Source organism: Nostoc sp. UHCC 0302 (assembly GCF_038096175.1).
Lineage (GTDB): Bacteria > Cyanobacteriota > Cyanobacteriia > Cyanobacteriales > Nostocaceae > UHCC-0302.
The window spans coordinates 7,403,195-7,427,563 of record NZ_CP151099.1 but is presented as its reverse complement, the minus strand read 5'-3'; the positions used below and the strand labels follow the sequence as shown (position 1 = coordinate 7,427,563).

Genomic DNA, 24,369 nt, shown 5'->3' with positions numbered 1-24,369 from the left:
GGGGGGCAGGGAGCAGGGGAGACAAGGGGAATAAATACTGAGCAATAACTTTTGAACCTTGACTCTTGTACAAATGCGATTAATCGAGTCTCTACTCCTAACCCCTGTACAAACGCGATTAATTGAGTCTCCACTCCTAACCCCTGTACAAACGTGATTAATCGAGTCTCCACTCCTAATACCAATTCACGAAAATCTTGATACATATAAATTTCTCGTAGGGACACGGCAATGCCGTGTCCCTACCAAAGTATTTGTATCATTTTTCAAGTGAAATGGTATAACTCCTGTACAGACGTGATTAATCGCGTCTCTTCTTATACACCATTATCTGATGTGCTATCAGCAGAAGTGCTAGCAGCTTCAAATACTGGAGTTTGCTTATCTTCAGCAATTTCCGCTCTTGCTTCAGCTACAATGTCTTCCCAGGTTTCACCCAGTTCGGCAAAAGCTCCTCTGCTCTTTTCGTAAGCAACAAGTCCGCCTTTAATTAGTGATTTGGCTATGGGTTTACCAATTCCAGCAACAACGGGAAGTAGGACAGGAGCTAGTAAAACTGCTCCAATACCAGCTACAATTCCAACTGGGCCTGCATCTTCAACAAAGTCAGTAATTTTAGGGGCCATAGTAGATATCCTCCAGGAATTTGTACAATTGTGCGAAAGTTTTCAAATATACCCTACTCAGAATCGAGCCTCATCTTGCTGCTGGTAGAGCTTTATTTGGTGAATGCTTGAGAATTGGACGTAACCCATTCACTCCTGCAACTACTGTTGAGCCGTTATTGACTACCGTAGCTGCTAAGGGATTAAGACCAAACACTACTGCGATCGCCATTGCTGCTAAGTTAGGAATAGCAACAATACCTGTGTTTTGGTGAATTATTTGCTTGGCTTTGCGAGCAATTTCAATCGCTTCTAATAAACCATACAAGTCATTCTGCATTAACACCACGTCTGCTGTTTCACGAGCAATTTCAGAACCGTTGGCAAATGATACAGAAACATCAGCGTAGGCTAAAGCTGGGGAATCATTGATCCCATCACCTACAAATGCAACTGTCTTGCCTTGTTCGTGTAGTTCGCGGACAATTGCCGCTTTTTGTTCTGGAAAAGCTTCGGCGTGAGTATGCGTTGGCGGAATACCCAGAGTTGCAGCTACAGCGTTAGCTGTGCGGCTGTTATCTCCGGTGAGCATATGGACTTCCACACCCTCAACCGTCAACAGTTGGTTAATTACTTCCTGACTTTCTGGTCGAAGAACGTCACTATATTTTATCTTACCTTGAAGTTGCCCATTACTAGCTACATAAATCGCAGAAGTTGAGCGATGATGACCATTTAGCTGTTCTATGTCAACGCCTTGCAGACGCAAGAAGCGATCGCTACCTACATAAACAGTCTCGCCATCAATCTCAGCTTCCACACCTAAACCAAGTTGATAATTCCACTTGCTGCGGCTAGGAATTACTACTTGCTGCGCTTCGGCATAGCGAATTACTGCCTCGGCTACGGGGTGCGTCAACCGCTGTTCAGCAGCAGCAGCTAGTTCTAGCACTCGCAAGTTTGAAACTGAATCATTGAGACTTTCAACATCAATAACTGACACTTCGCCTTTAGTTAAAGTGCCTGTTTTATCAAAGACAATCGTATCAACTGCTGCTAGTTGTTCTAATGCCCGCCCGCTGCGGATGAGAATACCATGCTTTGCAGCATAAGTCAGCGCCGCCAATACCGTTGTGGGAATGGATACACGAATGCCTGTGCATAAGTCGAGAGTGACTACACTAGCTACCCTTGCCGGATTGCGAGTTACGGCAAACACTGCTCCACCAAGTAACAAAGTTGGCAAGACAGCCTTCTCTGCAATTTTTGTAGCATAGTTTTCCATCCGGGTATCGTGAACAGGAGCCTCTTGCATTAACCTAATGCTTTGTCCTGCACGGGTGTCATTGCCTACACGTTCCACCAGAATATAAATCCGTCCCTCACGTACCAGTGTTGAAGCAAAAACAGATTGTCCTTTTTTCTTCAAAACTGGCATAGATTCGCCAGTCAGTTTCTGCTCATCTAGCAGGGCTTTACCCCGCAGAATGCTGCCATCAATTGGAACCTGTTCCCCAGGATAGACAATGACTGTATCGCCGCGCTGCACTTCTTGGATAGCGATTTGTTGCTTGATGCCATCACGCTCAACCCAAACAAATTGCCCCAAAGAACTGAGTAAATCCAGAGTTTGCAATTCGGAAGAACGAGCAGTGCGATCGCGAATATTCTCGCCAATTTCAATTAAACTCAGCATCAAGGATGGTGTGAGAAACTGACCTTGGAAGGTAGTAATAGCGATCGCAATAAAATCCAAAAAGTCAATGTTCAGTTTGCGTTCCGTGGTGATCCCAGCTAGCGCTCTTTGAAAAACAGGCAATGTTGCTAAGGCAATAGTTCCTGCTACCATAATTGGCGGGATCGGTAATCCTAAAGGCCCTCCCAGCACAGCTAAACCAGTAGCCACAACTGAAAGTTGCATCCCAGGCCAAGAACTTTCTGCATCTGTTGTGGATTTTTTAGCCAATGAGTTGTTATTAGTTGCTGGAACTATTCCCGCTTCACTCGCTGCCAGAATTAGACAGCTTAAACGCGATCGCATCTTAGCATCTGTGACTAAACTGGATTTATAAGTAACAACTAACGATGCTGCGGCAGGCTTGATATTGACACCTGTAACTAAGGGATCTGCTTCCAGCAAAGCTTGCAGGTTCTGGCCATAAACTACGTCATAGCGTAACCGAGGCACACGAAACCGCACTCTACCCCGAATTGCATGGACGATACTATAGGTAACTTTGGGAACCTGCTGGCGGGAATGTCCATTGCTAGCAGCTAAGCGAACTATCCCATTGGGTTCTCTCGCAGTCTCGTAAGCAATTTCAATTGGAGGTGGTGCTAGTTGAACGTTGACTTTTGCCATTCCTTCTCTCTTAATACAAGGTTGGTTGCACTGGGTTAACGTGAGTTCGATGACCTCTCCCCAACCCCTCTCCGATGCGGCTACGGTGTATACACAAGTCTAAAATAGCTGATTAACCAAGTTTTTACCCCACCCTAACCCTCCCCTTGCAAAGGGGAGGGAACTAGATTTCTTGTTTCCCACCAATGCATCGGGGGGATTAAGGGGGGTAATTTGATTTGTGTATACACGGTAGCTCCGATGCGGAGAGGGGCAGAAATATTCTTAGTTTTCAACGAAAAAATCAGGGTTTCAAAGCCTCTTTCCCTTTGGGGGAGAGGTTTGGAGAGGAGTTTTTGAAATCTATTGGTTAGCTATTGGCAGATTTGTTAATTTATCAAATACTGCTAGTGGCGTTTACCCTTGAAATCCCCGCCCTGACATCGTTAGCGGATTGAATTAGATTGGCTAAATGCGATACTGCCACTTCTAAGACACTTTGCATTAGCTTTTTAGAATCCTGGAGCATTCCAGTTTTATAGGTAATAACAATTGATGCTGCATCCCTATTAACTCGCTCACTTGTCACTGCTGGATCTGCTTGAAGCAAAGCTTCTAAACGTTCAACGTAGTTAGGATCTGAAGCAATTTGAGGTACATGAAATCGCACTCGTCCAGGAATTGCATGAGCAACACTGTAAATTACTTGTGCAGATTTCTCGGTTGTTTTAGGTTGAGTTACCAACTCAGGCTCTGAGTTGACAACTTTCTGAGTCTTTTCATGGTGAGTCAAAACCTCAGACTCAAAGTTGAGAGCTTCCTGAGTCTTTTTAGCATCAGCCACTAACTCAGGCTCTGAGCCGTAAACAACAGATTCTGTGTCAATTTGCTCAATTACTTCTTCATCGCTGGCAGTTTGAAGAAGACTAATCAAATGCCATCGCATCTCGACATCAGCCATCACCCCTAGCTGATAAGTAATGAGAACAGATCCGATAATGGGATTAATTTGCTGAGTAATTACCCAACGTTCTTTTTCCAGCAATGTTAGTAAGCGTTGCTGGTATTCTGGATCTTCACTAATCCGCGGCACGCAAAATGCCACTTTTCCAGGAGTTGCATAAGTAATGCTATAAACTACCCTTACAGCTTGCGTGGGAGTGCGGCTAGATTTGGCAACTGGGTATGATGTGGAACCCTCCATTGTTTCCTCCAGTGTTCCTATCTCTGGAACTGTCTATAACGGAAAGTTCGCCATGAAGGCTAAGGAATAAGACAGAGCTGAAGGCTTCAAATCGGCCCATAAACTCGATAAGTTTAAAGTTTCTTCCGTTCTTGTCTCTATCGATTCAGCTGACTGAGTAACTGGCTTTGGAGGCGGTTGCAGCTCTGTTGTTTTAACTAGATTTGTGGGTGGGTTTGTGTGCAAAGCTAATTCCATTAAACTCACCCAATGAGCAATTTCAATCTTCCCAGGGCAATAAGCGATCGCGATCGATGCTGCATGATCATTCACGCGCACACTCAGCACTTGGGGATCAGTTTTCACTAACCTCTCTAAGCGCCGCGCATAGGCACGATCCAGAGCAAGTAGAGGCAAATGAAATCTGATACGTCCCTCAATTGCATGAACAACACTGTAAGCAGGAGGAGTGGACGAGGCAGAGGGAGCAGAGGAGATATTAAGATTCTCTTTGTCTTCTTGTCCTCCTAAGTTTTGAGCCTCCTTTTCCTGGCGGAGATTCTGCGCGAGTGGAGGAGTTTTCCTTGTCTGCTTATCTTCCTCTTCAGTTACCGAAACTTGAGATCCTACAAAATCAATTACTCGACGAGTTGCATCTGCTGTAATCATGTAGACTGGAATCGCAGCTAAACCGCTAATTCCCAATCTTCCTGTCACTGCCAACCCCGTCATTAACGGAATAAACGAAATAGACTGCTCTTTCCAAAAATCAATTGATTTCCATGCAGCAAAAGGATCTTTATTACTCACTGACTCAGGCGAAGCCTGAACCTGATGAATACCAAATTGTTCCAGTAGCCTCAACACTTGCGCTAAAGACAGCTTCTTTTCATCAAAAGTGACAACAATACTGCCTGTTTGCTGATTGACAGCAACTTCCCTCACACCATATTGCTGCCGTAAACGTTCGGATATACTCTCTAAACTCGAATTAAAACTACCGTCAATAGTGCGAATTCTTACTCGCCCACTAGTAGCATGAATAATTTCCAATCCGCCAAAAGGCAGTTGCACTTGTGACTGTGCAACTGCTTTGCTTGTATTGCTATTAACTTTTACTTCATCGCTTTGGCGCTGAGTAAAGATTAAGTCAGAAGACATATTCGACTGCGGACTTAATCTGTCGCGACTACTGATAATATTGGTCATTTACCCGATAACTATACCAAGCCAAAGGTTAACAATAGGTTAAATATACCTTAAGCGCTGGCTGTAGATATCATTCTTAAGAACTATTTGGGATTAAGTATTGTTAACGACTCGTTGTTGGTATTCCTGTTCAGTGATCATGTCGAGTGTGTTTTCTAAGCGATCTACAAAAACGATACCATCTAGATGATCGTACTCATGTTGAAAGATACGAGCAACAAAATCAGTTAATTCTTGCTTTTGCAAGTTGCCATAACGGTCAGTGTATTCCACTTCAATAGACTGATACCGAGGAACTAAGCCTCTAATCCCTGGAACACTCAAACAACCTTCCCAACCTTTCACAACTTCAGCTGAATGAGCAGTAATTCTAGGATTAATCATAGCAGTAGGTTCCATTTCCGGGGCGTTAGGATACCTTGGATTAGGACGGGAAGCCACAATAAATAAACGATAGGATTCTGCTACTTGAGGTGCAGCAATTCCCACGCCGTTAGCCTTACCAACAGCGGTGATTAAGTCATCAATTAACTTTTGGATCTGCTCATCTTGAATATTGTCAACCCAAGCAGCCTTTTGGCGCAGTGTCGGATTGCCTAATTGAATGATGGGCATTAATTCAGACATGATAAATCTCCTTTAGGTATTGGGGACTGGGGACTAGGGATTGGGGATTGGGGACTGGAGATTGCAGGAGTCGGAGAAATGGAGGAAACGAATCTTGTACAGACGCGATTCATTGCGTCTCTTCAGCTTTCCCTCTGGACTGGTAAAGGAGCAGTTTGCACTCCTACTTGGGCAATTTGTCCGTTGCGTTCTACTTGTATTTGTAAAGTGCTACCTATTTTGCTATTTTCTACTAGCTTCTGAACTTCTTCAACTTTGGTAACAGGTTGGTTATTGATTCTTTTAATCACATCACCAGTCCGTAGCCCAGCTACAGAAGCAGGCGATCGCGACACTACACCAACCAGCAACACACCATCATCTGTTTGAATATTTAACTGATCCCCAAGTCTATTTTTTATTCTTTCTTTGACTTCTGGTGTCAGTGTTAGCATTTGAACACCTAAATAAGGATGATCCACCTTGCCATTAGCAATTAATTCCTGAGAAATTCTTTGTACTGTGTTGATGGGAATAGCAAAACCCAAGCCTTGAGCGCCTCGAATAATGGCTGTATTCATTGCTATTACCTCACCGCGAGCATTTAACAGTGGGCCACCAGAGTTACCAGGGTTAATTGCAGCATCCGTTTGAATGTAATCTACCCGCTTGTCGCTAGCACCAATATCACTACTAGAGCGACCTGTAGCACTAATAATCCCAGAAGTTACGGTATTATTCAAACCTAAAGGGTTGCCGATCGCAATTACAGCTTCTCCTGGTTGCAAAGTTTCGGAATTACCCAGAGGTAGGGTTGGCAGATTATTGGCATCAATTTTAATTGCAGCCACATCTGTTACCGGATCTTCACCTAGCACTTTGCCGTCAAAAGTCCGCCCATCTTTGAGTGTGACTGTCACTGTATCAGCACCATCTACAACATGGGAATTGGTGATAATTTGTCCTGAAGAATTAACAATAAATCCAGAGCCGCTACCCCGCTCTACCCGTTGTCTCGGCTGTGATGGTACTCTGTCTCCAAAAAACCGCCGATAAAATGGATCGCTAAATTCGCCTGGCGCACGAGAAGTAACTGTTCTGGAAGAATCTATGCGAACTACCGCAGGCCCAACCTTTTGTACTACGGTAACTACAAAGTTAGGATCTCCTCCAGAGGACGAGAAGATTGGCGGGGGGGCAATTACCGGATTAGAGTTTGTTGGATTTTGGGCTTGAGTCTGGCTTTGTGGCGGATTAAATCTATTGACAGGTACAAGAGAGCAACTACTAAGTAAAACTGCTACTCCGCTGACAAACATACACAGAACATTCTTTGCTTTCCATCTATCAAGCAAACTCTGGGTAACATTATTTTTTATGGCTAAATCAGAGCCTATCATCTTCATGTGTCTTTGCTTCTCCGTGCTAGTCAGTCGGTGTTAAAATCTTGCCTACTGGATATGTTCCAAAATGATTACAACTTAAAAGCCTTTTCTTGGTCTAGAGCGTCTCAATGCTAAATTAGTGCTTGCTTATATCTTCTATTGTGACCATTACCAGCTAAGGTGGTAGATGATGGAAATGCCCATAGAAAGTCTGTGGAGTCAAGTATTAGAGCGCTTACAGCTAGAACTATCTCGACCCACCTTTGAAACTTGGATTAAAACTGCTAGTGCGGAGCGATTAGAAAATAATTGCTTGGTGATATGTACTCCTAACCCATTTGCGCGTAATTGGTTACAGAAATATTACATCAATACAATTGCTCATGTAGTACAAGATATTCTCGGTCATCCTGTAGGGATTTACATTACTGTTGCTCAAGGTGATGAAGTATCTCATCTTAGTGAAAGAGGGGTTTCTGGGGAATTACCAATTCAAAACAATACTACCGAAGTTATTCATAACAACAGTCAAAAAACTACTGACTTAAATTCTAAATATGTATTTTCGCGATTTGTAGTTGGTGCTAACAATCGTATGGCTCATGCTGCTTCCTTAGCAGTGGCTGAATCTCCAGGAAGAGAGTTTAATCCTTTATTTTTATGTGGTGGTGTAGGTTTAGGCAAAACTCACTTAATGCAAGCTATTGGTCATTACCGCTGGGAAATTTGTCCTGATTGTAAAATATTTTATGTTTCTACCGAGCAATTTACTAATGACTTAATTACAGCCATCCGCAAGGATAGTATGCAAACTTTCCGCGAGCATTACCGAGCTGCTGATGTTTTGTTAGTGGATGATATTCAGTTTCTAGAGGGAAAAGAGTACACCCAAGAAGAATTTTTTCATACTTTTAATACTTTACATGAAGCAGGTAAACAAGTCGTCATTGCTTCTGATCGTCCTCCTAACCAGATTCCTAGTTTACAAGAACGTCTTTGTTCTCGGTTTTCTATGGGGTTAATCGCAGATATTCAACCCCCAGATTTAGAAACTAGAATGGCAATTTTACAGAAAAAAGCTGAGTACGAAAATATTCGTCTTCCGCGCGATGTAATTGAGTATATTGCTTCTAACTATACTTCTAATATTCGAGAACTAGAAGGAGCCTTAATTCGCGCCCTAGCTTATGTTTCTATTTGGGGTTTGCCGATGAATGTAGAAAATATCACACCTATTTTAGAGCCACCCAGCGAGAAAGTAGAATCTACTCCAGAAGTAATTTTGACAGTTATTACAAATGCTTTTGATATTTCAATTGATGACCTCAAAAGCAACTCGCGACGCCGAGAAATTAGCTGGGCGCGGCAAATAGGAATGTATTTAATGCGCCAACATACAGATTTGAGTTTCCCTAGAATTGGGGAGGAGTTTGGTGGTAAAGACCATACAACAGTAATGTATAGTTGTGACAAAATTGCCCAACTCCGGGAAAGCGATCGCGCTTTATCAGAAACTCTACGACAACTAGGCGATCGCATTAATATGACTAGCCGTTCTCAAAAATCATCTTGATAATAAATTTTGAGTTTTCCACAACCAGTGCCTTAATTAGTTGATATTAACAGTTCAATAATTAATTAGGAATATTAAGCCAAGTATAAAAAATAATTAAGTTTAACTTTGCCTGTGGAAAAATCGTTATTTTTTGGGGAAAAGTCGCCAAAAACCTGTGGAAAACTTTATATTTTTCGAGTCAAAACTTAAATTAAGTATAATTACCTTGTGGAAAAACTAAGTAGTTTTTCCACAGGTTTTCCACAGATGTAAACTTGCCTAATTTATGATTTCAACAGAAATTGTGGCAGGTTTTCCGCAATTTACTAGCATCGCTATTGCAAATACTTTGCTCACTCCACCGACAACTCACCCACCACTAAAACCTTCAACTCCATCACCCGCTTCAAAGCTGTATCATTGGTCAAAAATGTCTCACAACCAGCCATTAAAGCCGCCGCCACCTGCAACGCATCGGGTAATTGAAGGTTATAATGCACCCGAATTCTCGCAGCTTGTCGCGCAATACTAGCATTAATATCCACAAAAACTACTTCATCTTGTTGCAACACATCGACAAAAGCCTGCTCTAAATCCACTAACCCCAGACGTATAGCACCCACCAAACACTCTGATAGCGTTATTCCAGATGCTACTGCTGTAATGTCAGCTTCTAACCGATCAAAAATTGGATCGACTAAATCCACAAACTGCGGATTGCGTTCTACGAAATAAATGACGGGTGCTGTATCGAGAAATAAGCAAGAAACTCCACCTAACGCATCACTAATCCTCATTCCTCTCCTCGCAACAACCGTTCTCGATGCTCATCTCCCTCCCGTCGAGTCCGCGAAACCCATTCTTGAGCATCCTCACCCAATAGCGGATAGGATGCCATACCCTTCAAATCGCTCCACTTGCGTTTTGGTTGCGTTTGAATGATATGTTTCTTCATACGCTCTACCAAATGCCCCATTACCGTCAATTGCTCCTCTGGGGTTAATTGCTCAATCTCGCTTAAAATTTTTTCAAGTGACGGACTCATCAACTTAACTCTTATCAACTGCTGTAAATTTTAGCGTCTTTACTCTTAGATATATCCCATCCCAATACCAACACCATTATCCAACTGCATGGGACTAGATAATTTTTAAATTGGTTCTACTATTTATTACTTGTAAACGGCAATCGCTTTAACATAATTGGAAAATTGGAGCTAGCTCAAGCTACACTTTTGAGTGAAGTCATCTGCCTGACGTAGCATTTTTTAACGTAATATGTTATGGGTTACTCAAAATAATCTCAATAAGAATGATAATTGTGCATAAGGACATGGGGATGAGGCAAGCGTCACTTGCCTCATCCCCCTCTATTTGATTATCATTATCCTTAAGGTTTTTGACAACTTAAATGTCCTGTTGGATCTTAGCTAACTTACGCTCGCACCCGACACCCCATTCATAGATCCATTTACAGAAGAAGGCTGAACAGAATCGGCTATTAAAGGATTGGTGACTTTGGAATTGCCTAGTGTGCTTTGCTTCTTCTTGGTATTACCTCGTCGCACACCACCCGCCATCTCGTATTCCTGGCTAGTTTTACCGTAACGGCTGCCAACTCCTAGTAACATTTTTTCTGACATTGCTGTTACAGCCTGTTCTGCGCTCTTCACGTCATCTGTGAGTTTGTCAATGGTAGATAACGCAGTGTTGTAGGCAGCAAGCTTAGACTGTAAATCGTTAATTGTCGTAGCGTAAGCTTGGATGCTCACTCCTTCGCCAAAGTCAAGTTGTGTATTGATAGATTGTAAACTTTCAATCCGGCGATTAGCTCGTTCCAAAACGCTGGAATTTCTTTTACGACGTGCCATAATGCATTTCTGCTACTAGGTTTATAGTACTGTTTTATACAGTACTATATTTGCTCGTCATGGGAAAATATAGCAAATCAGTTGCGATCGCATCTTCAAAAATTTAGTTAATTTCACTTAGATTATTTTGATATTTCAGGTAGTAAATAAGTTCATGAGTTCATTACAACAAATGCTGCAATGATTTAAGCGTTTCTTAGACATGGAAGAGCATTTGTTGCAAAATATTAAGCGTTTGCGGCAATGAGTTATACATGAAACTTGTCCGAAATATTAACTTAGGAAAAGAAAAATGGTAAAACGTTAGATTGGGCGTCTACCATTTTCCACAATTAGTTATGATTTTAGATTATATACAAAAGTATCCACTACGAACAAAACAGATTTTAGGGATTAGTTACGAACAATTGCAATCACTGCTAAATTGCGCCTTAAAACGAAATCGATACATCAAAGCTAAACAAGAGAGTCATAAAATTAGAATTAATGCGGCTGGTGGTGGTCGTCCCGAAAAGTTATCAACCGAAGAACAAGTATGTTTATGTCTATTTTATCTAAGACAGATGCCAACATTCCAAGTATTAGGAATGCTATTTGGTGTTTCCAAAACCGAAGCTAATGATACATTTCACGACTGGATACCAATTCTTCGTGATATATTACCTGCTAGTTTATTAGAACAAGTATCAAATAATGAAAGTGATTTACTATTTGTTCAAGAAGTATTAACAAATTTTAGGCTATTAGTCGATAGCTTAGAACAGCCAATATATAGGGATTCTGACCAAAAAGAGCAACAGAAATATTTTTCTGGAAAGAAGAGACAACATACATTAAAAAGTCTGATAATTGGCATACCAGAAGGCAAAGATATTGTAGAGGTAGAAGTAGGTGTTCCTGGGCCAACAGCAGATATAAAATTGTTTCGTCAATCTCAAAATAAATTTGATAAATCTCAACCCTTTTCAGGTGATAAAGGCTTTCAAGGAGGTGAGAATATCACTACTCCTCATAAAAAGAAACCAAAACGAGAATTAACTCAACAGCAAAAAGATGAAAATAAGGCTTTATCTAGTAATCGGATATTCATTGAACATTTGATTCGATTACTTAAAATATTCCGCATAGCCTCACAAAGATTTCGCTTAAAGCTTGAGACGTATGAGCAGATTATTTTAACAGTTTGCGGATTAGTTAGGTTAAGAATTGGTAGCTTAGTTCTGCCAACTTAGCTAGTAGCAAAAATCATAAATTTTTAGAAATTAGGAGTTAATTTTTATGCCTCTAAATTATCACTAACTATCTCAAAGCCTTATAATTACGTATTTACGAAGATATCAAAGTTTTGCCCCAAAGCTTTGAACAGTCTGGCTTTGGAATTTTCGGACAAGTCTATTTACAAAGAATGTTTAAGCGTTTCTTATATATAGAAGAGCATTTGTTGCAAAGTATTAAGCGTTTGCGGTAATGAGTTATACATTTACAAAAAATGCTTAAGCATTTCTTATATATAGAAGAGCATTTGTTGCAAAGGTTTAATTTTTGACAGTATGAAGCGTAGGAGCGATCGCTTTTGCCTGTTGTCTAACAATAAGGGTGCTAGGATATTTTCACCAGTTGAATCTAACTATGAAATTAGTTTGCGCCCAAAGCGACCTCAGTACAAATCTCTCACTCGTCAGTCGTGCTGTACCTTCACGACCGACTCATCCGGTACTTGCTAATGTGCTGTTACAAGCGGATGCTCAAACTAACCAAGTAAGCTTAACAGCCTTTGATCTCAGCTTGGGTATTCGCACAAGTTTTAACGCTGAAGTATGGGAAGGGGGAGCGATCGCACTTCCTGCTAAGTTACTTCTAGATATTACCTCTCGTCTTGCAGAAGGAGAAATCACTCTAGACGATGAATCAGCTGCAACATCTAGCACAGAAGGTTTAACTGTTACACTCACACCGAAAAGTGGGCATTATCAGGTGCGAGCAATGGGGGCTGAAGAGTTTCCCGAACTACCTATAATTGAGAATGCTGAAGTACTGCATCTTACCGCCGCGGCGCTAATTGAAGGATTACGGGGTTCATTGTTTGCTACAAGTGCCGATGAAACTAAGCAAGTACTCACTGGCGTGCATTTAACAGTTAAACAAGATACCTTGGAATTTGCAGCTACGGATGGGCATCGTCTAGCAGTAGTAGAAACTACTAACGAGCGTCCGCTGGGTGGGAGTAATTCAGTAGAAGTGACAGTACCAGCTAGAGCATTACGCGAACTACAGCGGTTGCTGGCTCATAGCTCCTCATCAGATGAACCCATAGCCTTATATTTCGATCCAGGCCAGGTTGTATTTTCATGGCAAAATCAACGCTTGACTAGCCGCACATTAGAAGGGCAATATCCTACCTATAGACAACTGATCCCACGTCAATTTGAGCGACAAGTGACAATTGAGCGGCGACAATTCCTAACTACTTTAGAGCGAATTGCTGTGCTAGCTGATCAGAAAAATAATATTGTCAAGCTGAGCATTGACGGCGAAGCTCAGGAAATTACCTTATCTTGTGAAGCTCAAGATGTAGGCAGTGGTAGAGAGTCAATGCCGGCTCAGATTTCTGGTGAAAATATAGAAATTGCCTTTAACATTAAATATTTGATGGAAGGTTTGAAAGAGTTACCATCTTCAGAAATTCAAATACATCTGAATCAAAGCTTAACTCCAGTGATTTTTACACCACTGGGTGGTTTGAAAATGACTTATTTGGCTATGCCTGTACAAATTAGAAATTAGAACAATAATTTAGATGTAATAAGATTGCTAGAGCTACTTTCATTTTCATTCAGCGCTTAGTGCTGTTTGGGTGACTTGTTTAATTGGAATTTCAATCCAAAATTCTGTACCTAACCCCGGCTGGGAGTTACATTTAAAAATACCACCGTGTTTATCCACAACAATTTGGTAACTAATTGATAAGCCTAACCCAGTGCCTTTTCCGACTGGCTTAGTAGTAAAAAATGGGTCGCAGATTCTTGCCCTAACAGTTTCGGATATTCCTGGGCCATTGTCTATAATGCGAATTACCACGCTTTTGATATTGCCTTCAAGCTCTCCAGTGACAGTACAGATAGTAATTTGACTACTATGAGGTTCTGAATTAGATCCCCTAAAATCTTCTAGAGCATCGATCGCATTACTCAAAACATTCATAAATACCTGATTTAGCGGCCCAGCATAGCACTCTACCAAGGGAAGGTTACCGTATTCCTTCACCAACTGAATCGCTGGACTTTCCGGTCTTGCTTTTAAACGATGCTGCAAAATTAGTAAGGTGCTATCAATACCCTCGTGGATATCTACTGGCTTCATTTCGGCCTGATCGAGACGAGAGAAATTCCGTAAACCTAAGACAATCTGACGGATGCGATCAATGCCAATTTTCATGGAAGATAAAGTTTTGGGCAAATCTTCAGTGGCAAATTCCAAATCTATCTCTTCAGAAAGTTGTTGAATTTCCGGGCTGGGGTTGGAACATTGCTGGTGATACAAATCCAATATACTTAGCAAATCTTGGGCGTATTCGCTGACATGATTGATGTTGCCATAAATAAAGTTTAGAGGGTTGTTAATTTCGTGGGCAATGCCAGCTACCAATTGTCCCAGTGAGGACATTTTCTCATTTTGAATCAATTGGGTTTGAGTTTGTTGTAAATCATGTAGAGCTTGACTTAACTTTTGTGTCTGCTCTTTAGTCTGGTTAAGCAATTGCGTTTGTTGAAGTGCAACCCCAAGCTGATTGGCAATTTGAGCGAGAAACTTAATTTCTGAGGCTTCCCAGTGGCGGGGTGCAGAGTTTTGGTAAGCTGCCAGTAAACCCCAAAGCTGTTGTCCAAAAAATATTGGGGCGATCGCATATGCTCTTACTTGACATTTTTCCAGCAATACTAAATGACACTGAGAATGACCAGCTTGATAAATATCATCCACTGCAAAGGTTTCATTGTGACGATATCGTCCACCTTGGGTTTCCTGTAAATAAGTATCTGGCCAAACTGTATTTTTTTCCTCAGTTACTAGCTTCACCCAATCCTCACCCACAAACTCAGCAATAAATTCACCACTCCAATCGGGATCAAAGCGGTAAATAGCTACACGATCTGCTTCTAGGGATTTGCAAATTTCCTGAGTGGTGGTTTGAAAAATCGCCTTTAAATCAAGAGATTCCCGAATTTTTGCAACCACTTCAAACAATACCTGTTGTTGTGCTGCTGCTTGTCGCAAATCAAAAGCTTGCTGCTCAGTTTGGGAAAGTAATTCGGCTTGTTCTATTGCTACAGAAAGCTGTGCAGCAACTTGGGTAGTAAACTGAATTTCTGAGGGTTGCCATTTACGAGGTTGCTTGCATTGGTGAATGCACAACAAACCCCAGAGGTCATTGCCATTAGCTAATGGCAAAACTAAATTAGCTTTGATTTCAAGTTGCTCGAGCATTTGAACGTAACATGGGTTGAGTTCATGTTTGTGTATGTCAGCGATCGCATGAACCCTTCCCTGACGATAGAGAGCAAGATACTTTTTCTTAAAACAGTTGTCTTGAATTTTTAAGGTTAAAGCAGAAGTAAATTCTGGTAAAAGATCCTCTGAAACAATTTCACCCTCATCAAATTCAGAATTAGGGTCAAAGCGATACACTACAACTCGATCAGCATTCAAAGAGCGACGAGCTTCACGTACAGTTGCTGCAAAAACTGTCTCTAGGTCAAGAGATTCCCGAATTTTGGCAACAACTGCAAACAATATTTGTTGTTGTTCTGCCGCTTGTTGCAAATCTAATGCCTGTTGCTTTGTTTGCGTGAGTAATCCAGCTTGTTGGAGTGCTACCCCCATTTGAGCCGCAATCTGGCTCAGAAAATTAACTTCTGAGGCTTTCCATTGACGAGGCCCAGTATGTTGATAAGTAGCTAGCAAACCCCAAAGTTTTTGCCCAACAAAGATAGGAGCAAGCACAAAAGCGTGAATTTGAAACTGCTCTAAATTGTCGATATGACACTGAGCAAAACCCATCGTGTGGATGTCATCTACTGCAAATGTTTCGTTGTTGCGATAACGCCCTCCTTGTGTTTCTTGTAAATAGGTGTCATTCCAAACTGTATTAATACCTAGTTCAGATTCATTTGACCAGTACGGGCTAGCAGCCTCATAATCGCCGACAAATTCACCACCCCAATCAGAACTGAAGCGATAAACAGAAACCCGATCAGCTTTAATTAATTGACAAACCTCTTTAGTAGTTGTTTGAAAAATAGTATCTGTGTCCAGAGATTCGCGAATTTCAGCAATAACTTTAAATACAGCTTGTTGTTGTTCAGCTGTGCGTTGCAGTTCAACTGTGCGCTTTTTGACTTGTTTTTCTAAATTATCGTTAAAAGTTTGTACTTGCTGGTATAGTTCAAACTGCTGTATTGCTGAGGCAAAGTGTTTTCCGAGTTCTCTAGCGAGTTCAATCTCTTCGTCTGTCCATTTGCGAGCTTGAGCTTTCTTGTATTCTCGCCAAACCTCAAAGGATAGACGGGGATACAATTGCCTTTGATCACTGTCATACTGCCCTGCCCATAGGGTTTCTGTATCTATTTCATTGCGGAAAATACTTAAGTAACCCAGCAACTGCTGACGATAGTGAAGTGGAATCATCAACAGACTACGAATTTTAGTTGGTTGGAAAGCAACTTGTAAAGTTCGTAAACTTGAAGTTTGATAAATGTCTGAGATTGCCCAAACATCACAGTTAGTAGACTTGTACTGTTCTTGCCAAACGCTATACTGCTCTATCAATGGATATATAGTTTGTTCTGGCATCACAGGTTGCTGCCCACAAGTATAAAGGGTGATGCAATTGTTTCCTGGAATTAGACATTCTGCTAAGCTCTGAACGTTGCCATTGTGAAGATTTAAGGCATCATTTCTAATACAAAGCCTACCACCAATACCATCTAGAGCTGTAACAGCTGCTTCTAAAGCAGGCTGTAGTACAATTGTCGGCAATGAATGCAGTAAAGTAGCAATGCGGCTAATTACGGCTTCTCTTGCAGCTTTTTCGCGAGCTTGGGTGAGAAGAGTACTTTGAGCGATCGCTACTGACAGTTGATCAACCACCATCTGCATCGCTTGCAAGTCATATTCTGAAATCTGATATGACTCAGAATGGTGTGATACTAGCAGCCCCCAAAGTACATCTTGATAAATAATGGGTGCGACTACAGAGGACTTAACCCCCATTGCCGTCAAGTATTCAACATGACAACGATCTACAGGGCGATAACGTATCTCCTCTGTTATGATTTCTCCATTTTCTAATTCACAAAGGTGAACTTGACCAATTTCTTGAGTATCAACGTTGACAACAGAACGTAACCGTGATTTGATAAACAGTTCGCGGGCGTGGGATGGAATGTCATCGGCAGGGAAATTTAGCCCTAGTAGAGACGGTAACCTATTCTGATAAATGGATTCAGCAATGACCTGACCGCTGCCATCAGCATGAAATTTGTAGATCATCACTCGGTCAGTTCGCAGTAGCGATCGCACTTCTGCTGCTGTGACTGCGATAATCTCTTCTAACTCTAAGCTTCGTCGGATACGGTTAGTAATCCGGTGTAGTAAATTTTCATCTTTACGACTCACTCGCAAGTCTTCATCTGTACTTGAGGTCATTGCTTATAATCAAATAAATTAATAATTTGTCAATAGATTATGATTAAATCTATTGACATTTCTAAATTTTATTAAGCAACTTGTCTTCAGTGGAAGTACGGGCAAAACACTGTTAAGAAATTTATTTACTCAAAATTTATAAAAAACTCCAATTTTAGTAGTAAGTTTTAAACTCTTATAGCAAATCAAAATGGCATATCCAACCAAAATTTTACGTTTATATTTCTTTAATTTCTTCAGCTAAATTTGCTAGGTTTTTATACAAATCTTTACTTGCAACGGATTTATATGAATAAAATATAAGTAGGTAGATATAAAGGAATTAAAGTTTGCAGTTTGCGTTGTCTCCTGAAACAGCGCAAACTAAGAATCACAAAGTATATTCAGTTTAATTATGTCTACTTACTTAGTAGGCATTCCATTGCAATATTCACACTACAAGCAACGATAAAACCGCTGTTTGAAAGCAAAAATTACAGACGCAATAAATGTTGTTGCGCCTGTACCAGCCAAAATAATTTGACTTTGCTAGTTTTGGCTTTTTATCTAGAATTTACTGTTTGAAAAAACTGAAACTTCTACATTTAAGCAAAGCGGATTTTAAGATAATCGTCTTCCATCTTTGCCCCTGCTGTTTGTAATGCTGCTAACGCTTGGGGTAATACTAAATTACGACGATGATTGCCAATAGTAATGTTTAATTCGTCTCCAGTTTTGCTTAGTTGAACCTGGTTTTTAGGAATTCCAGGCAAATAAATTTCTAAACTGTATTGATTTTGCTCTTGCACAACTCTAATAGTTGTTTCTTTGTAATAAACTTGAGTTGGATCTTCATCCTTGTAGAGGGTTTCCTTGAGCCGTTCTAATGCTGCCAATCCACACATTTCTTCAGAGAATAACGGAACTTCCTTTACAGGCAGAGGCAGAAAGTTATCATGAATTTCTTGACGATATTGCTGTTGACTCTCTTTCCAACGTTGGAAGAATGGGTCTTGTACTTCGTCGGGAATGATGCGATTGGCTACGACTAAATCTGTTGCAACATTATACAAACTCAGATAAGCATGAGCGCGAAGAGATTCCTTAATCACCATCTTCTCTGGATTAGTGACGAGGCGCACTGAGGTTTGAGTATTATCTGTTAATACTTTTTCTAGAGCTTCAATTTGTTCATAAAACTCGTAAGGCGCATCCATCACTTCTTTATCTGGTAGCGAAAAACCTGCGATCGGTCTAAAAAACGGTTCTACTAAAGGTCGTAGTGCTACCGAGATGTTTTGAAATGGTTTGTAAAAACGACGCATATACCAGCCACCCACTTCTGGTAAACTCAGTAAACGCAGTGCTGTGCCAGTGGGGGCTGAGTCAATAATTAATACATCATACTCGCCTTCATCGTAATGGCGTTTCATTCTTACCAAGCCAAAAATCTCATCCATGCCTGGTAAAATTGCCAATTCTTCTGCCTGTACCCCTTCTAAACCCCTTGCTTGTAAAACTTGGGTAATATATCGCTTTACAGCACCCCAGTTTCCTTCTAGTTCTAGTAAGGCATCTAGTTCAGCACCCCATAAATTTGGGCGAATCTCTCTAGGTGCGTGTGCCAGTTCTAAATCAAAACTGTCTGCTAAGGAGTGAGCAGGATCTGTACTCAAAACTAGTGTACGATAGCCTAGTTCTGCACAACGAAGTCCAGTTGCAGCCGCAACGGAAGTTTTTCCCACGCCACCTTTGCCGGTCATTAAAATTACACGCATAGATGATTCTGTCCTGCCTGAAAATTATTTACATTTATTCACATTATCGACTGTTTAAGGAAAATAAATGCTGTTTTAGCAAGTCTAGGCGAGAACAGTCGTAATAATTAACGTGGGAAATCATTTAGCTATGTTGCCCTAGTAACTGCTATTCATAATAGTAGCGGATTAGAAAAGAAGCATAGGCTCGGAGGTGGTAATGTCTAAGCCAAAAATTTTCTAAGTAGATAGAAATTACTAGTAGGGTTTGTTACCATACTGACTGCTGTTGACTAAGGCGATCGCATCGCATTCTCGATGCTGTACCCAGCTTGTTAGGCTTAGCTAGTAAATCTCTATTAGCAAGATTTTTAGAGTATTTTTTAATTACTAATCAGTATTCGCTTCAGTTTAAAGAGAAAAAATGCTGCTTTAGCACATCTAAACGCGAGCAGTTCCAATAATCAATATGAGAAACAATTAAACTAGCAGAGTTAAGACCTAGTTCGCTCCACCCAGAGATAGAGATACGTGGTTTCCACGGAAGAGGGGTATTCCAACTGAGTGTCCACTCAGTCTTGATTAAGTCACCTTCTCTTTGAATATTGTGTAAGTCCATCTTGATATTTAAAAACCAAGTTTGCATGAAATTAATCATCTGTTTATAGCGTTCAATGCCATGAAACTTATTCATTGGGTCTTGAAAATAAACCCCTGGGGCGTAAATGCTGTAAGTTTGGTTTTGAGGAAATCTTTGATAGTCTTCTTTGAGGATTTCAATGATATCCATAATGAACAGAGATATCTATAAATTAGTTTAGTATGTAAACGGGCTTAATTAAGCATTGAAATCAACTAATCATCTTCATTCCATAAACGTTCTAATTGACGCCGCCAAGCAGCTAGCACTTCTTCTTGTGCTTTTGATGTTTGGCTTATTTCACCTAACAATCCTTCTGCATAAAAGCGTTCTAGGTTTTGCATAGTAGCTTCTAGGGATTGCCCTTGCTGTTTCGCAGCTTGGATAATTTGTCGGATTTGTTTTTCAACTAATTTATTGAATACTTCATCTAGCCCAGCTTTATGGAGAGAAATAAGTCGGTTGATGGCACTGGAAAAATCTGCACTCTCTAAAGTATTACTATTGTGTTGAAATATGCCCCAAACTACTCCTTGATGCAAAGCATAACGTACTTCCTGAGTCTCATCAAAGTTGGCTTCTAAAAACTGTTGTAAAAATGCTTGGGCTTCCTGTGCAGGTACAATTGGTAGGAGAATTCGTAGCCAACTCTTATCTTCCGAAAGTAGTACCAATAGCCGAAAATTAGGGGTATCTACTTGCCACGATTCAGAGGCGATCGCAGCCACTACTGATGTACCAAATAGCTCTGTCAGCGTAGTAGTAATTTCTTCAGGTGTCATAGTCTACTTTTAACTTTAGCTTCTAGCGTACCGCTTTCAGGTCACAGGCGGATCTGTCTATCCATATAGATTTGAATAAAAATTATTTTCTATAAATCAAAAATACTGAACCAATTGGCCCATAGTTTTCCACATATATTTTATTGTTGTAGTACAATCCTGGAGACATACCTCCATCGAATAATATCCCTTCTTGAATCGTACCTAAACAATTATTCCGAGCAATACCTTTTAAAACATCATCAAACATATCTGGCAACAACTCTTGATTAGTTTGCGAAACTTCTATAGTTGAATTAGCTTTTGCATCATTGACTAACAGGATCACATATCCTTGATTAGTGATAGCTGCCATAGAGCGATTTGTCGCATTTTTACAAGCAAATTCTCCTAAATCTTGACAAATATCTTTAAAATTACCCTGGCGGTAAAATCTGCCATTTCCTCCGACTAAATTGTAATTGAAAATATCATTCTTTCTTTTGCTAGCTTGGATAGTAGCTTTTCGCTGCAAAGGTTTACCGCCGGATATTCCAAAAGAAGAACGTTTATTCTTAAATGCTCCTGAATATTCAACACCACGAGAAATATTTAAACCTTGTGGTTTATTATCAGTACCTATATAGTCAGCATTAATTGCAGCAATTGGTGTTTTGCCATTCAACTTAGAATTTTCCTCAGTAAGAAGTTCATGAAACTGTTTTGGTATATATTCTTTACGCAATTTACCCCTAACATCTTTAGCGTATAGTTTATGAGATAAACCAACATTAACTTTAAAATCTAATTCTTCAGATTTAGGATTAAAAATAATCACGTGATTAATACCTCTTTCATATCTTTCACCGCGATTATTAGTTTTAAAGAAATCAATACTGAACTTACTATCTTTACCAAGGCAAGTTTTAGACAATTTTGGTACTGAATTGGCTTCAATTTTATTACAACCGGATAATAAGCTGGCTGCAATTATCAAGTTAAATAATAAAAATAATTTTTTTGTAGTCATATAATGTAAAAACCCGCTACAGGATCACTATAGCGGGAAACAATTTAAGATTTCAGTCTGGGGTTAATTGAAAATCTAAAATTTAAGGGAGCCATTCTAAAACAGCATCTTCTTTAGTATTCGTATTCCGGGATGGGGTTTCACGATTAAACTTCATGTGAATTGATCGAGTTTGCTCACCATCAGCAGCTACAGCCAAAATTGGATAGTCAATTAAGCCATCTTGGAAGGACATCTGGAAGCGAAACGTACCGTCTGGATTCAGCTTAATTGGACGACCACCAATGGTTACATTAGCATCAGGTTCTGTTGCACCATAGACAATCAATTCAGCATCAGCAATTAACCAGAACTGGCGTGGACGCACTGGTACAGCAGAAGCCGAGAAGCCAACACCTGACATTCCTACACCGGAAGCGGTTAAACCAGAGACAGTGGGAACTGCCCACAGACCTACGCCAGATGGGAAAATATAGGAGCTGATGACTTCTTCAGGACGCGCAGAACCTGGTACTTGGTGCTGGGAACCGAAGAGAGAACCAGCAACCCGTTGTGCTTCAGCAGATTCAGCCAAACCAAAGATTTGATCGTAAATGGGATTACCATTGGCGTTGGCGTTGCTGTAGCTATTTACAGTCGCTATCTTCTTGGCAGGAGGAACTAGTTCGTACTGAGTCTTACCACGCAAATCTTCTTCAAAGTTTACAGTGATGAAGACATCTTCAATCCAATCAGAAGGATATACAGGAGGAATATGTACTCTAGCAGAACGGGCTAATATCAACCAGCGACCATCGACCGCACGATAGCCGATATCGATTACATAATCGCGATCGCTAACTGGAACTGGTAAATACCATTCTCTTGCTAGTTCATCAACAGGATATTCCTGAATGCTGTGGGGGCTTTGGTATTCGATATTGATGTCGGTTACATCATAAATTCGTAGCGCCAGTTGTTGTCCACCTTGCCGCCGTAAATCTTCTTTATGTTCATTAGGAACATCCCAGTAAGTGTAAGCCCACTGAGGATCACGCGGCAATAGGACAACGCGGCTGTCACCGTAACCTGCTGGTAAATCTGCAAGTGCTTCATCAACATCAGTGAGAGAGCCACCGGTACGATCTTCCTGACCTAGTTCAAATTTTGCTGCTTCCACGGTTTCCTGTGCCTCCAGTGAATGAGATGGGCTAAGTGAAACTTTACTGCGCTGGACTTCTTGAATTGCTGCCAGCAGTTGCGATTTACGCATTCGGCTATAACGAGAAATACTGCATTCGCTAGCAACTTTGCGTAGTTGCCGTAATGTCATCTCTTCTAGCGGCGGGCGTTCTTTTGCCATTTATTTGGCCTCCAGTAGTTTGAAAGGTAAATGATTTCCCCGGGTTAAAGAATGCTGTATAAAATGTCATCCACCCCAGATGAATTTCTTATTCCTGACTCCTGGTCTTGCCCAGTTTTTAAGTTTTTTAGTCTGTTTTTAAATTGGTAGTTACTCCCTTTTTAACCCTTGTCATGCCGTAACCAGCATTCTTGGGATCAGAAGAGTTCTTTTGTTAAGTAAATATTAACCAGTTATCCCGTGTCGGGATCAAGGGGTCTCAAGACGGTTTTTTGCCTATTTCACGAATTTATCAGCCCTTCCGGGATCAATATGTCATAAAATCATAACATTAAGGTTGTGTCCAACCTCACAATTAGCCCAATTGTCAGATTTTCATGACATTTTAGTTAATGAAACACCACAGACAACATTAGTACGTCAGTTCGATACCTTCGGTAGCAGCTATCGTGGCAGAGGGCTTAATGTAAAGTTCTTATGCTTGTGCCTGTATGCACAGCAATTTTTGCTGTCAGGCGTAGTTTTACTAAACTGATGACCTTAATTTTTTATAGAATACTTCTATGACAGGATGTCATAAATGTGTAAAATTAAACTGTTTTTGCCATCAGTGAAGTCTCAATTAAAATGGCTTGTTTGCGGCTTAAACTTATCGATTTTTTATACTCAAAACTTATAAATAATCTAATACAGTTAACTTAAGGATTGTTAGTACAGATTTCACACGTGTAGGAATATTGCATTGCAATGTCTATACAAAGGTTATCTACCATACAAATTATTTGAAATCTAAATAAATAACTAGAAACCAAGCTCACTATTAATAGTTTTTGCCAGCATAATAGTTAGCTTTTGAGGTAAATATTTGATAAATCTGTGAGTTTAAATATTACTTCCTACTCTAAAAACTTCTGGGTCTCTAAATTAGCAATATTACTAGATTCGATGTATAAAGAACTACTGTATAAGGTATCTCCAAGTAGAATCGCTAGTTTTAAGGCAACAGCAAGTCATAGCATCCATTCTGAAGCGCGTTCACCCAAATCTAGAGGAATGCTGACAGCTTTGCCTAGCCGGGGGCGATCGCGTGTTTGTGTAATAAATATTTTGACTTGTGTTGTGCCACCCAAAGCATGAAGATAATTAGCGATGCTATCGAGATGCTCTTGGTACTCTGTCTCACTTAAAGGAAAAGAAGCTTGCTCTAAATATTTCCACATTACTTGCAGAAATATCTTCCCTTGTGTCCGCCGGAACTGGACATCGTAGGAGTATCCCCACTTATCAATCAATAGTTGACGTAATTCCTGTCCTGTCATGGCTTTTCTCTATTAGATTTTACATTTAGTTATGATATTAAGTTCCGTAACTCAAGTATGATAAGGATATAAAGAAATGTAATGC

19 protein-coding genes are annotated in these 24,369 nt (G+C 40.5%); 3 read left to right on the top strand and 16 right to left on the bottom strand.

Features of this window, described 5'->3' with window-relative positions:
- Positions 1-317: 317 nt before the first annotated feature.
- From WKK05_RS32130 to WKK05_RS32105, 6 genes are all read right to left on the bottom strand, one after another.
- Complete coding sequence (locus WKK05_RS32130; protein ID WP_341527039.1) at positions 318-626, bottom strand: DUF5132 domain-containing protein; 309 nt, start codon at positions 624-626, stop codon at positions 318-320.
- 70 nt (positions 627-696) lie between these two features.
- Positions 697-2,967 carry a heavy metal translocating P-type ATPase gene (locus tag WKK05_RS32125; protein WP_341527038.1) on the bottom strand — a complete coding sequence of 757 codons (2,271 nt, stop codon included), beginning with the start codon at positions 2,965-2,967 and terminating at the stop codon, positions 697-699.
- Between the two features lie 376 nt (positions 2,968-3,343).
- Positions 3,344-4,150, bottom strand: a complete 807-nt coding sequence (locus WKK05_RS32120) for an HMA2 domain-containing protein (protein ID WP_341527037.1) — start codon at positions 4,148-4,150, stop codon at positions 3,344-3,346.
- A gap of 33 nt (positions 4,151-4,183) precedes the next feature.
- Positions 4,184-5,290 (bottom strand): HMA2 domain-containing protein, encoded by a 1,107-nt coding sequence (locus WKK05_RS32115; RefSeq protein ID WP_341527036.1) that lies wholly within the window; start codon positions 5,288-5,290, stop codon positions 4,184-4,186.
- 141 nt (positions 5,291-5,431) lie between these two features.
- Positions 5,432-5,965, bottom strand: a complete 534-nt coding sequence (gene def, locus WKK05_RS32110; protein ID WP_341527035.1) for a peptide deformylase — start codon at positions 5,963-5,965, stop codon at positions 5,432-5,434.
- Between the two features lie 122 nt (positions 5,966-6,087).
- Complete coding sequence (locus WKK05_RS32105; RefSeq protein ID WP_341527034.1) at positions 6,088-7,350, bottom strand: HhoA/HhoB/HtrA family serine endopeptidase; 1,263 nt, start codon at positions 7,348-7,350, stop codon at positions 6,088-6,090.
- Between the two features lie 169 nt (positions 7,351-7,519).
- Between WKK05_RS32105 and dnaA the strand changes: the two genes are divergently transcribed.
- A complete protein-coding gene (gene dnaA / locus WKK05_RS32100) occupies positions 7,520-8,902 on the top strand; it encodes a chromosomal replication initiator protein DnaA (protein ID WP_341531247.1) in 1,383 nt (460 codons plus the stop codon).
- A 335-nt stretch (positions 8,903-9,237) separates the two neighbouring features.
- Here the strand turns inward: dnaA and WKK05_RS32095 are convergent, their stop codons facing one another.
- The 3 genes from WKK05_RS32095 to WKK05_RS32085 all read right to left on the bottom strand — a co-directional run bounded on the left by WKK05_RS32095 (position 9,238) and on the right by WKK05_RS32085 (position 10,754).
- On the bottom strand, positions 9,238-9,681 hold the full coding sequence (locus tag WKK05_RS32095) for a PIN domain-containing protein (protein WP_341527033.1): 444 nt from the start codon (positions 9,679-9,681) through the stop codon (positions 9,238-9,240).
- Entirely contained in the window at positions 9,678-9,929 is a 252-nt protein-coding gene (locus tag WKK05_RS32090) for a hypothetical protein (RefSeq protein WP_341527032.1), read from the bottom strand. The genes WKK05_RS32095 and WKK05_RS32090 overlap by 4 nt, the downstream gene beginning before the upstream one ends.
- A 384-nt stretch (positions 9,930-10,313) precedes the next feature.
- Complete coding sequence (locus tag WKK05_RS32085) at positions 10,314-10,754, bottom strand: hypothetical protein (protein WP_341527031.1); 441 nt, start codon at positions 10,752-10,754, stop codon at positions 10,314-10,316.
- Positions 10,755-11,092: 338 nt separating this feature from the next.
- Here WKK05_RS32085 and WKK05_RS32080 point away from each other — a divergent pair, with 338 nt between their 5' ends.
- Positions 11,093-11,986: a transposase family protein gene (locus tag WKK05_RS32080; protein WP_341525207.1), complete on the top strand. Its 894-nt coding sequence runs from the start codon at positions 11,093-11,095 to the stop codon at positions 11,984-11,986.
- A gap of 397 nt (positions 11,987-12,383) precedes the next feature.
- The gene (gene dnaN, locus WKK05_RS32075) at positions 12,384-13,538 is read left to right on the top strand and encodes a DNA polymerase III subunit beta (RefSeq protein WP_341527030.1); all 1,155 of its coding nucleotides are present in this window, start codon (positions 12,384-12,386) and stop codon (positions 13,536-13,538) included.
- 45 nt (positions 13,539-13,583) lie between these two features.
- On the opposite strand, the gene WKK05_RS32070 is transcribed toward dnaN, so the two are convergent.
- From WKK05_RS32070 to WKK05_RS32040, 7 genes are all read right to left on the bottom strand, one after another.
- Positions 13,584-17,456 carry a GAF domain-containing protein gene (locus WKK05_RS32070; RefSeq protein ID WP_341527029.1) on the bottom strand — a complete coding sequence of 1,291 codons (3,873 nt, stop codon included), beginning with the start codon at positions 17,454-17,456 and terminating at the stop codon, positions 13,584-13,586.
- A gap of 584 nt (positions 17,457-18,040) precedes the next feature.
- Positions 18,041-19,213, bottom strand: coding sequence for a TRC40/GET3/ArsA family transport-energizing ATPase (locus WKK05_RS32065; RefSeq protein ID WP_341527028.1), 1,173 nt, complete (start codon positions 19,211-19,213; stop codon positions 18,041-18,043).
- Between the two features lie 385 nt (positions 19,214-19,598).
- Positions 19,599-19,982, bottom strand: coding sequence for a DUF2358 domain-containing protein (locus tag WKK05_RS32060; protein WP_341527027.1), 384 nt, complete (start codon positions 19,980-19,982; stop codon positions 19,599-19,601).
- A gap of 65 nt (positions 19,983-20,047) precedes the next feature.
- Positions 20,048-20,614, bottom strand: coding sequence for a hypothetical protein (locus WKK05_RS32055; protein WP_341527026.1), 567 nt, complete (start codon positions 20,612-20,614; stop codon positions 20,048-20,050).
- 82 nt (positions 20,615-20,696) lie between these two features.
- Positions 20,697-21,623, bottom strand: coding sequence for a phosphodiester glycosidase family protein (locus tag WKK05_RS32050; RefSeq protein ID WP_341527025.1), 927 nt, complete (start codon positions 21,621-21,623; stop codon positions 20,697-20,699).
- 82 nt (positions 21,624-21,705) lie between these two features.
- A complete protein-coding gene (locus tag WKK05_RS32045) occupies positions 21,706-22,965 on the bottom strand; it encodes a DUF4912 domain-containing protein (protein ID WP_341527024.1) in 1,260 nt (419 codons plus the stop codon).
- Between the two features lie 1,010 nt (positions 22,966-23,975).
- Positions 23,976-24,284, bottom strand: coding sequence for a DUF3067 family protein (locus WKK05_RS32040; protein WP_341527023.1), 309 nt, complete (start codon positions 24,282-24,284; stop codon positions 23,976-23,978).
- Positions 24,285-24,369: the final 85 nt, after the last annotated feature.

Bases quoted from the DNA above. Each gene is read 5' to 3' on its own strand.
- WKK05_RS32130 (WP_341527039.1), bottom strand. From the start codon at position 626: ATGGCCCCTAAAATTACTGACTTTGTTGAAGATGCAGGCCCAGTTGGA.
- WKK05_RS32125 (WP_341527038.1), bottom strand. From the start codon at position 2,967: ATGGCAAAAGTCAACGTTCAACTAGCACCACCTCCAATTGAAATTGCT.
- WKK05_RS32120 (WP_341527037.1), bottom strand. From the start codon at position 4,150: ATGGAGGGTTCCACATCATACCCAGTTGCCAAATCTAGCCGCACTCCC.
- WKK05_RS32115 (WP_341527036.1), bottom strand. From the start codon at position 5,290: ATGTCTTCTGACTTAATCTTTACTCAGCGCCAAAGCGATGAAGTAAAA.
- def (WP_341527035.1), bottom strand. From the start codon at position 5,965: ATGTCTGAATTAATGCCCATCATTCAATTAGGCAATCCGACACTGCGC.
- WKK05_RS32105 (WP_341527034.1), bottom strand. From the start codon at position 7,350: ATGAAGATGATAGGCTCTGATTTAGCCATAAAAAATAATGTTACCCAG.
- dnaA (WP_341531247.1), top strand. From the start codon at position 7,520: ATGGAAATGCCCATAGAAAGTCTGTGGAGTCAAGTATTAGAGCGCTTA.
- WKK05_RS32095 (WP_341527033.1), bottom strand. From the start codon at position 9,681: ATGAGGATTAGTGATGCGTTAGGTGGAGTTTCTTGCTTATTTCTCGAT.
- WKK05_RS32090 (WP_341527032.1), bottom strand. From the start codon at position 9,929: ATGAGTCCGTCACTTGAAAAAATTTTAAGCGAGATTGAGCAATTAACC.
- WKK05_RS32085 (WP_341527031.1), bottom strand. From the start codon at position 10,754: ATGGCACGTCGTAAAAGAAATTCCAGCGTTTTGGAACGAGCTAATCGC.
- WKK05_RS32080 (WP_341525207.1), top strand. From the start codon at position 11,093: ATGATTTTAGATTATATACAAAAGTATCCACTACGAACAAAACAGATT.
- dnaN (WP_341527030.1), top strand. From the start codon at position 12,384: ATGAAATTAGTTTGCGCCCAAAGCGACCTCAGTACAAATCTCTCACTC.
- WKK05_RS32070 (WP_341527029.1), bottom strand. From the start codon at position 17,456: ATGACCTCAAGTACAGATGAAGACTTGCGAGTGAGTCGTAAAGATGAA.
- WKK05_RS32065 (WP_341527028.1), bottom strand. From the start codon at position 19,213: ATGCGTGTAATTTTAATGACCGGCAAAGGTGGCGTGGGAAAAACTTCC.
- WKK05_RS32060 (WP_341527027.1), bottom strand. From the start codon at position 19,982: ATGGATATCATTGAAATCCTCAAAGAAGACTATCAAAGATTTCCTCAA.
- WKK05_RS32055 (WP_341527026.1), bottom strand. From the start codon at position 20,614: ATGACACCTGAAGAAATTACTACTACGCTGACAGAGCTATTTGGTACA.
- WKK05_RS32050 (WP_341527025.1), bottom strand. From the start codon at position 21,623: ATGACTACAAAAAAATTATTTTTATTATTTAACTTGATAATTGCAGCC.
- WKK05_RS32045 (WP_341527024.1), bottom strand. From the start codon at position 22,965: ATGGCAAAAGAACGCCCGCCGCTAGAAGAGATGACATTACGGCAACTA.
- WKK05_RS32040 (WP_341527023.1), bottom strand. From the start codon at position 24,284: ATGACAGGACAGGAATTACGTCAACTATTGATTGATAAGTGGGGATAC.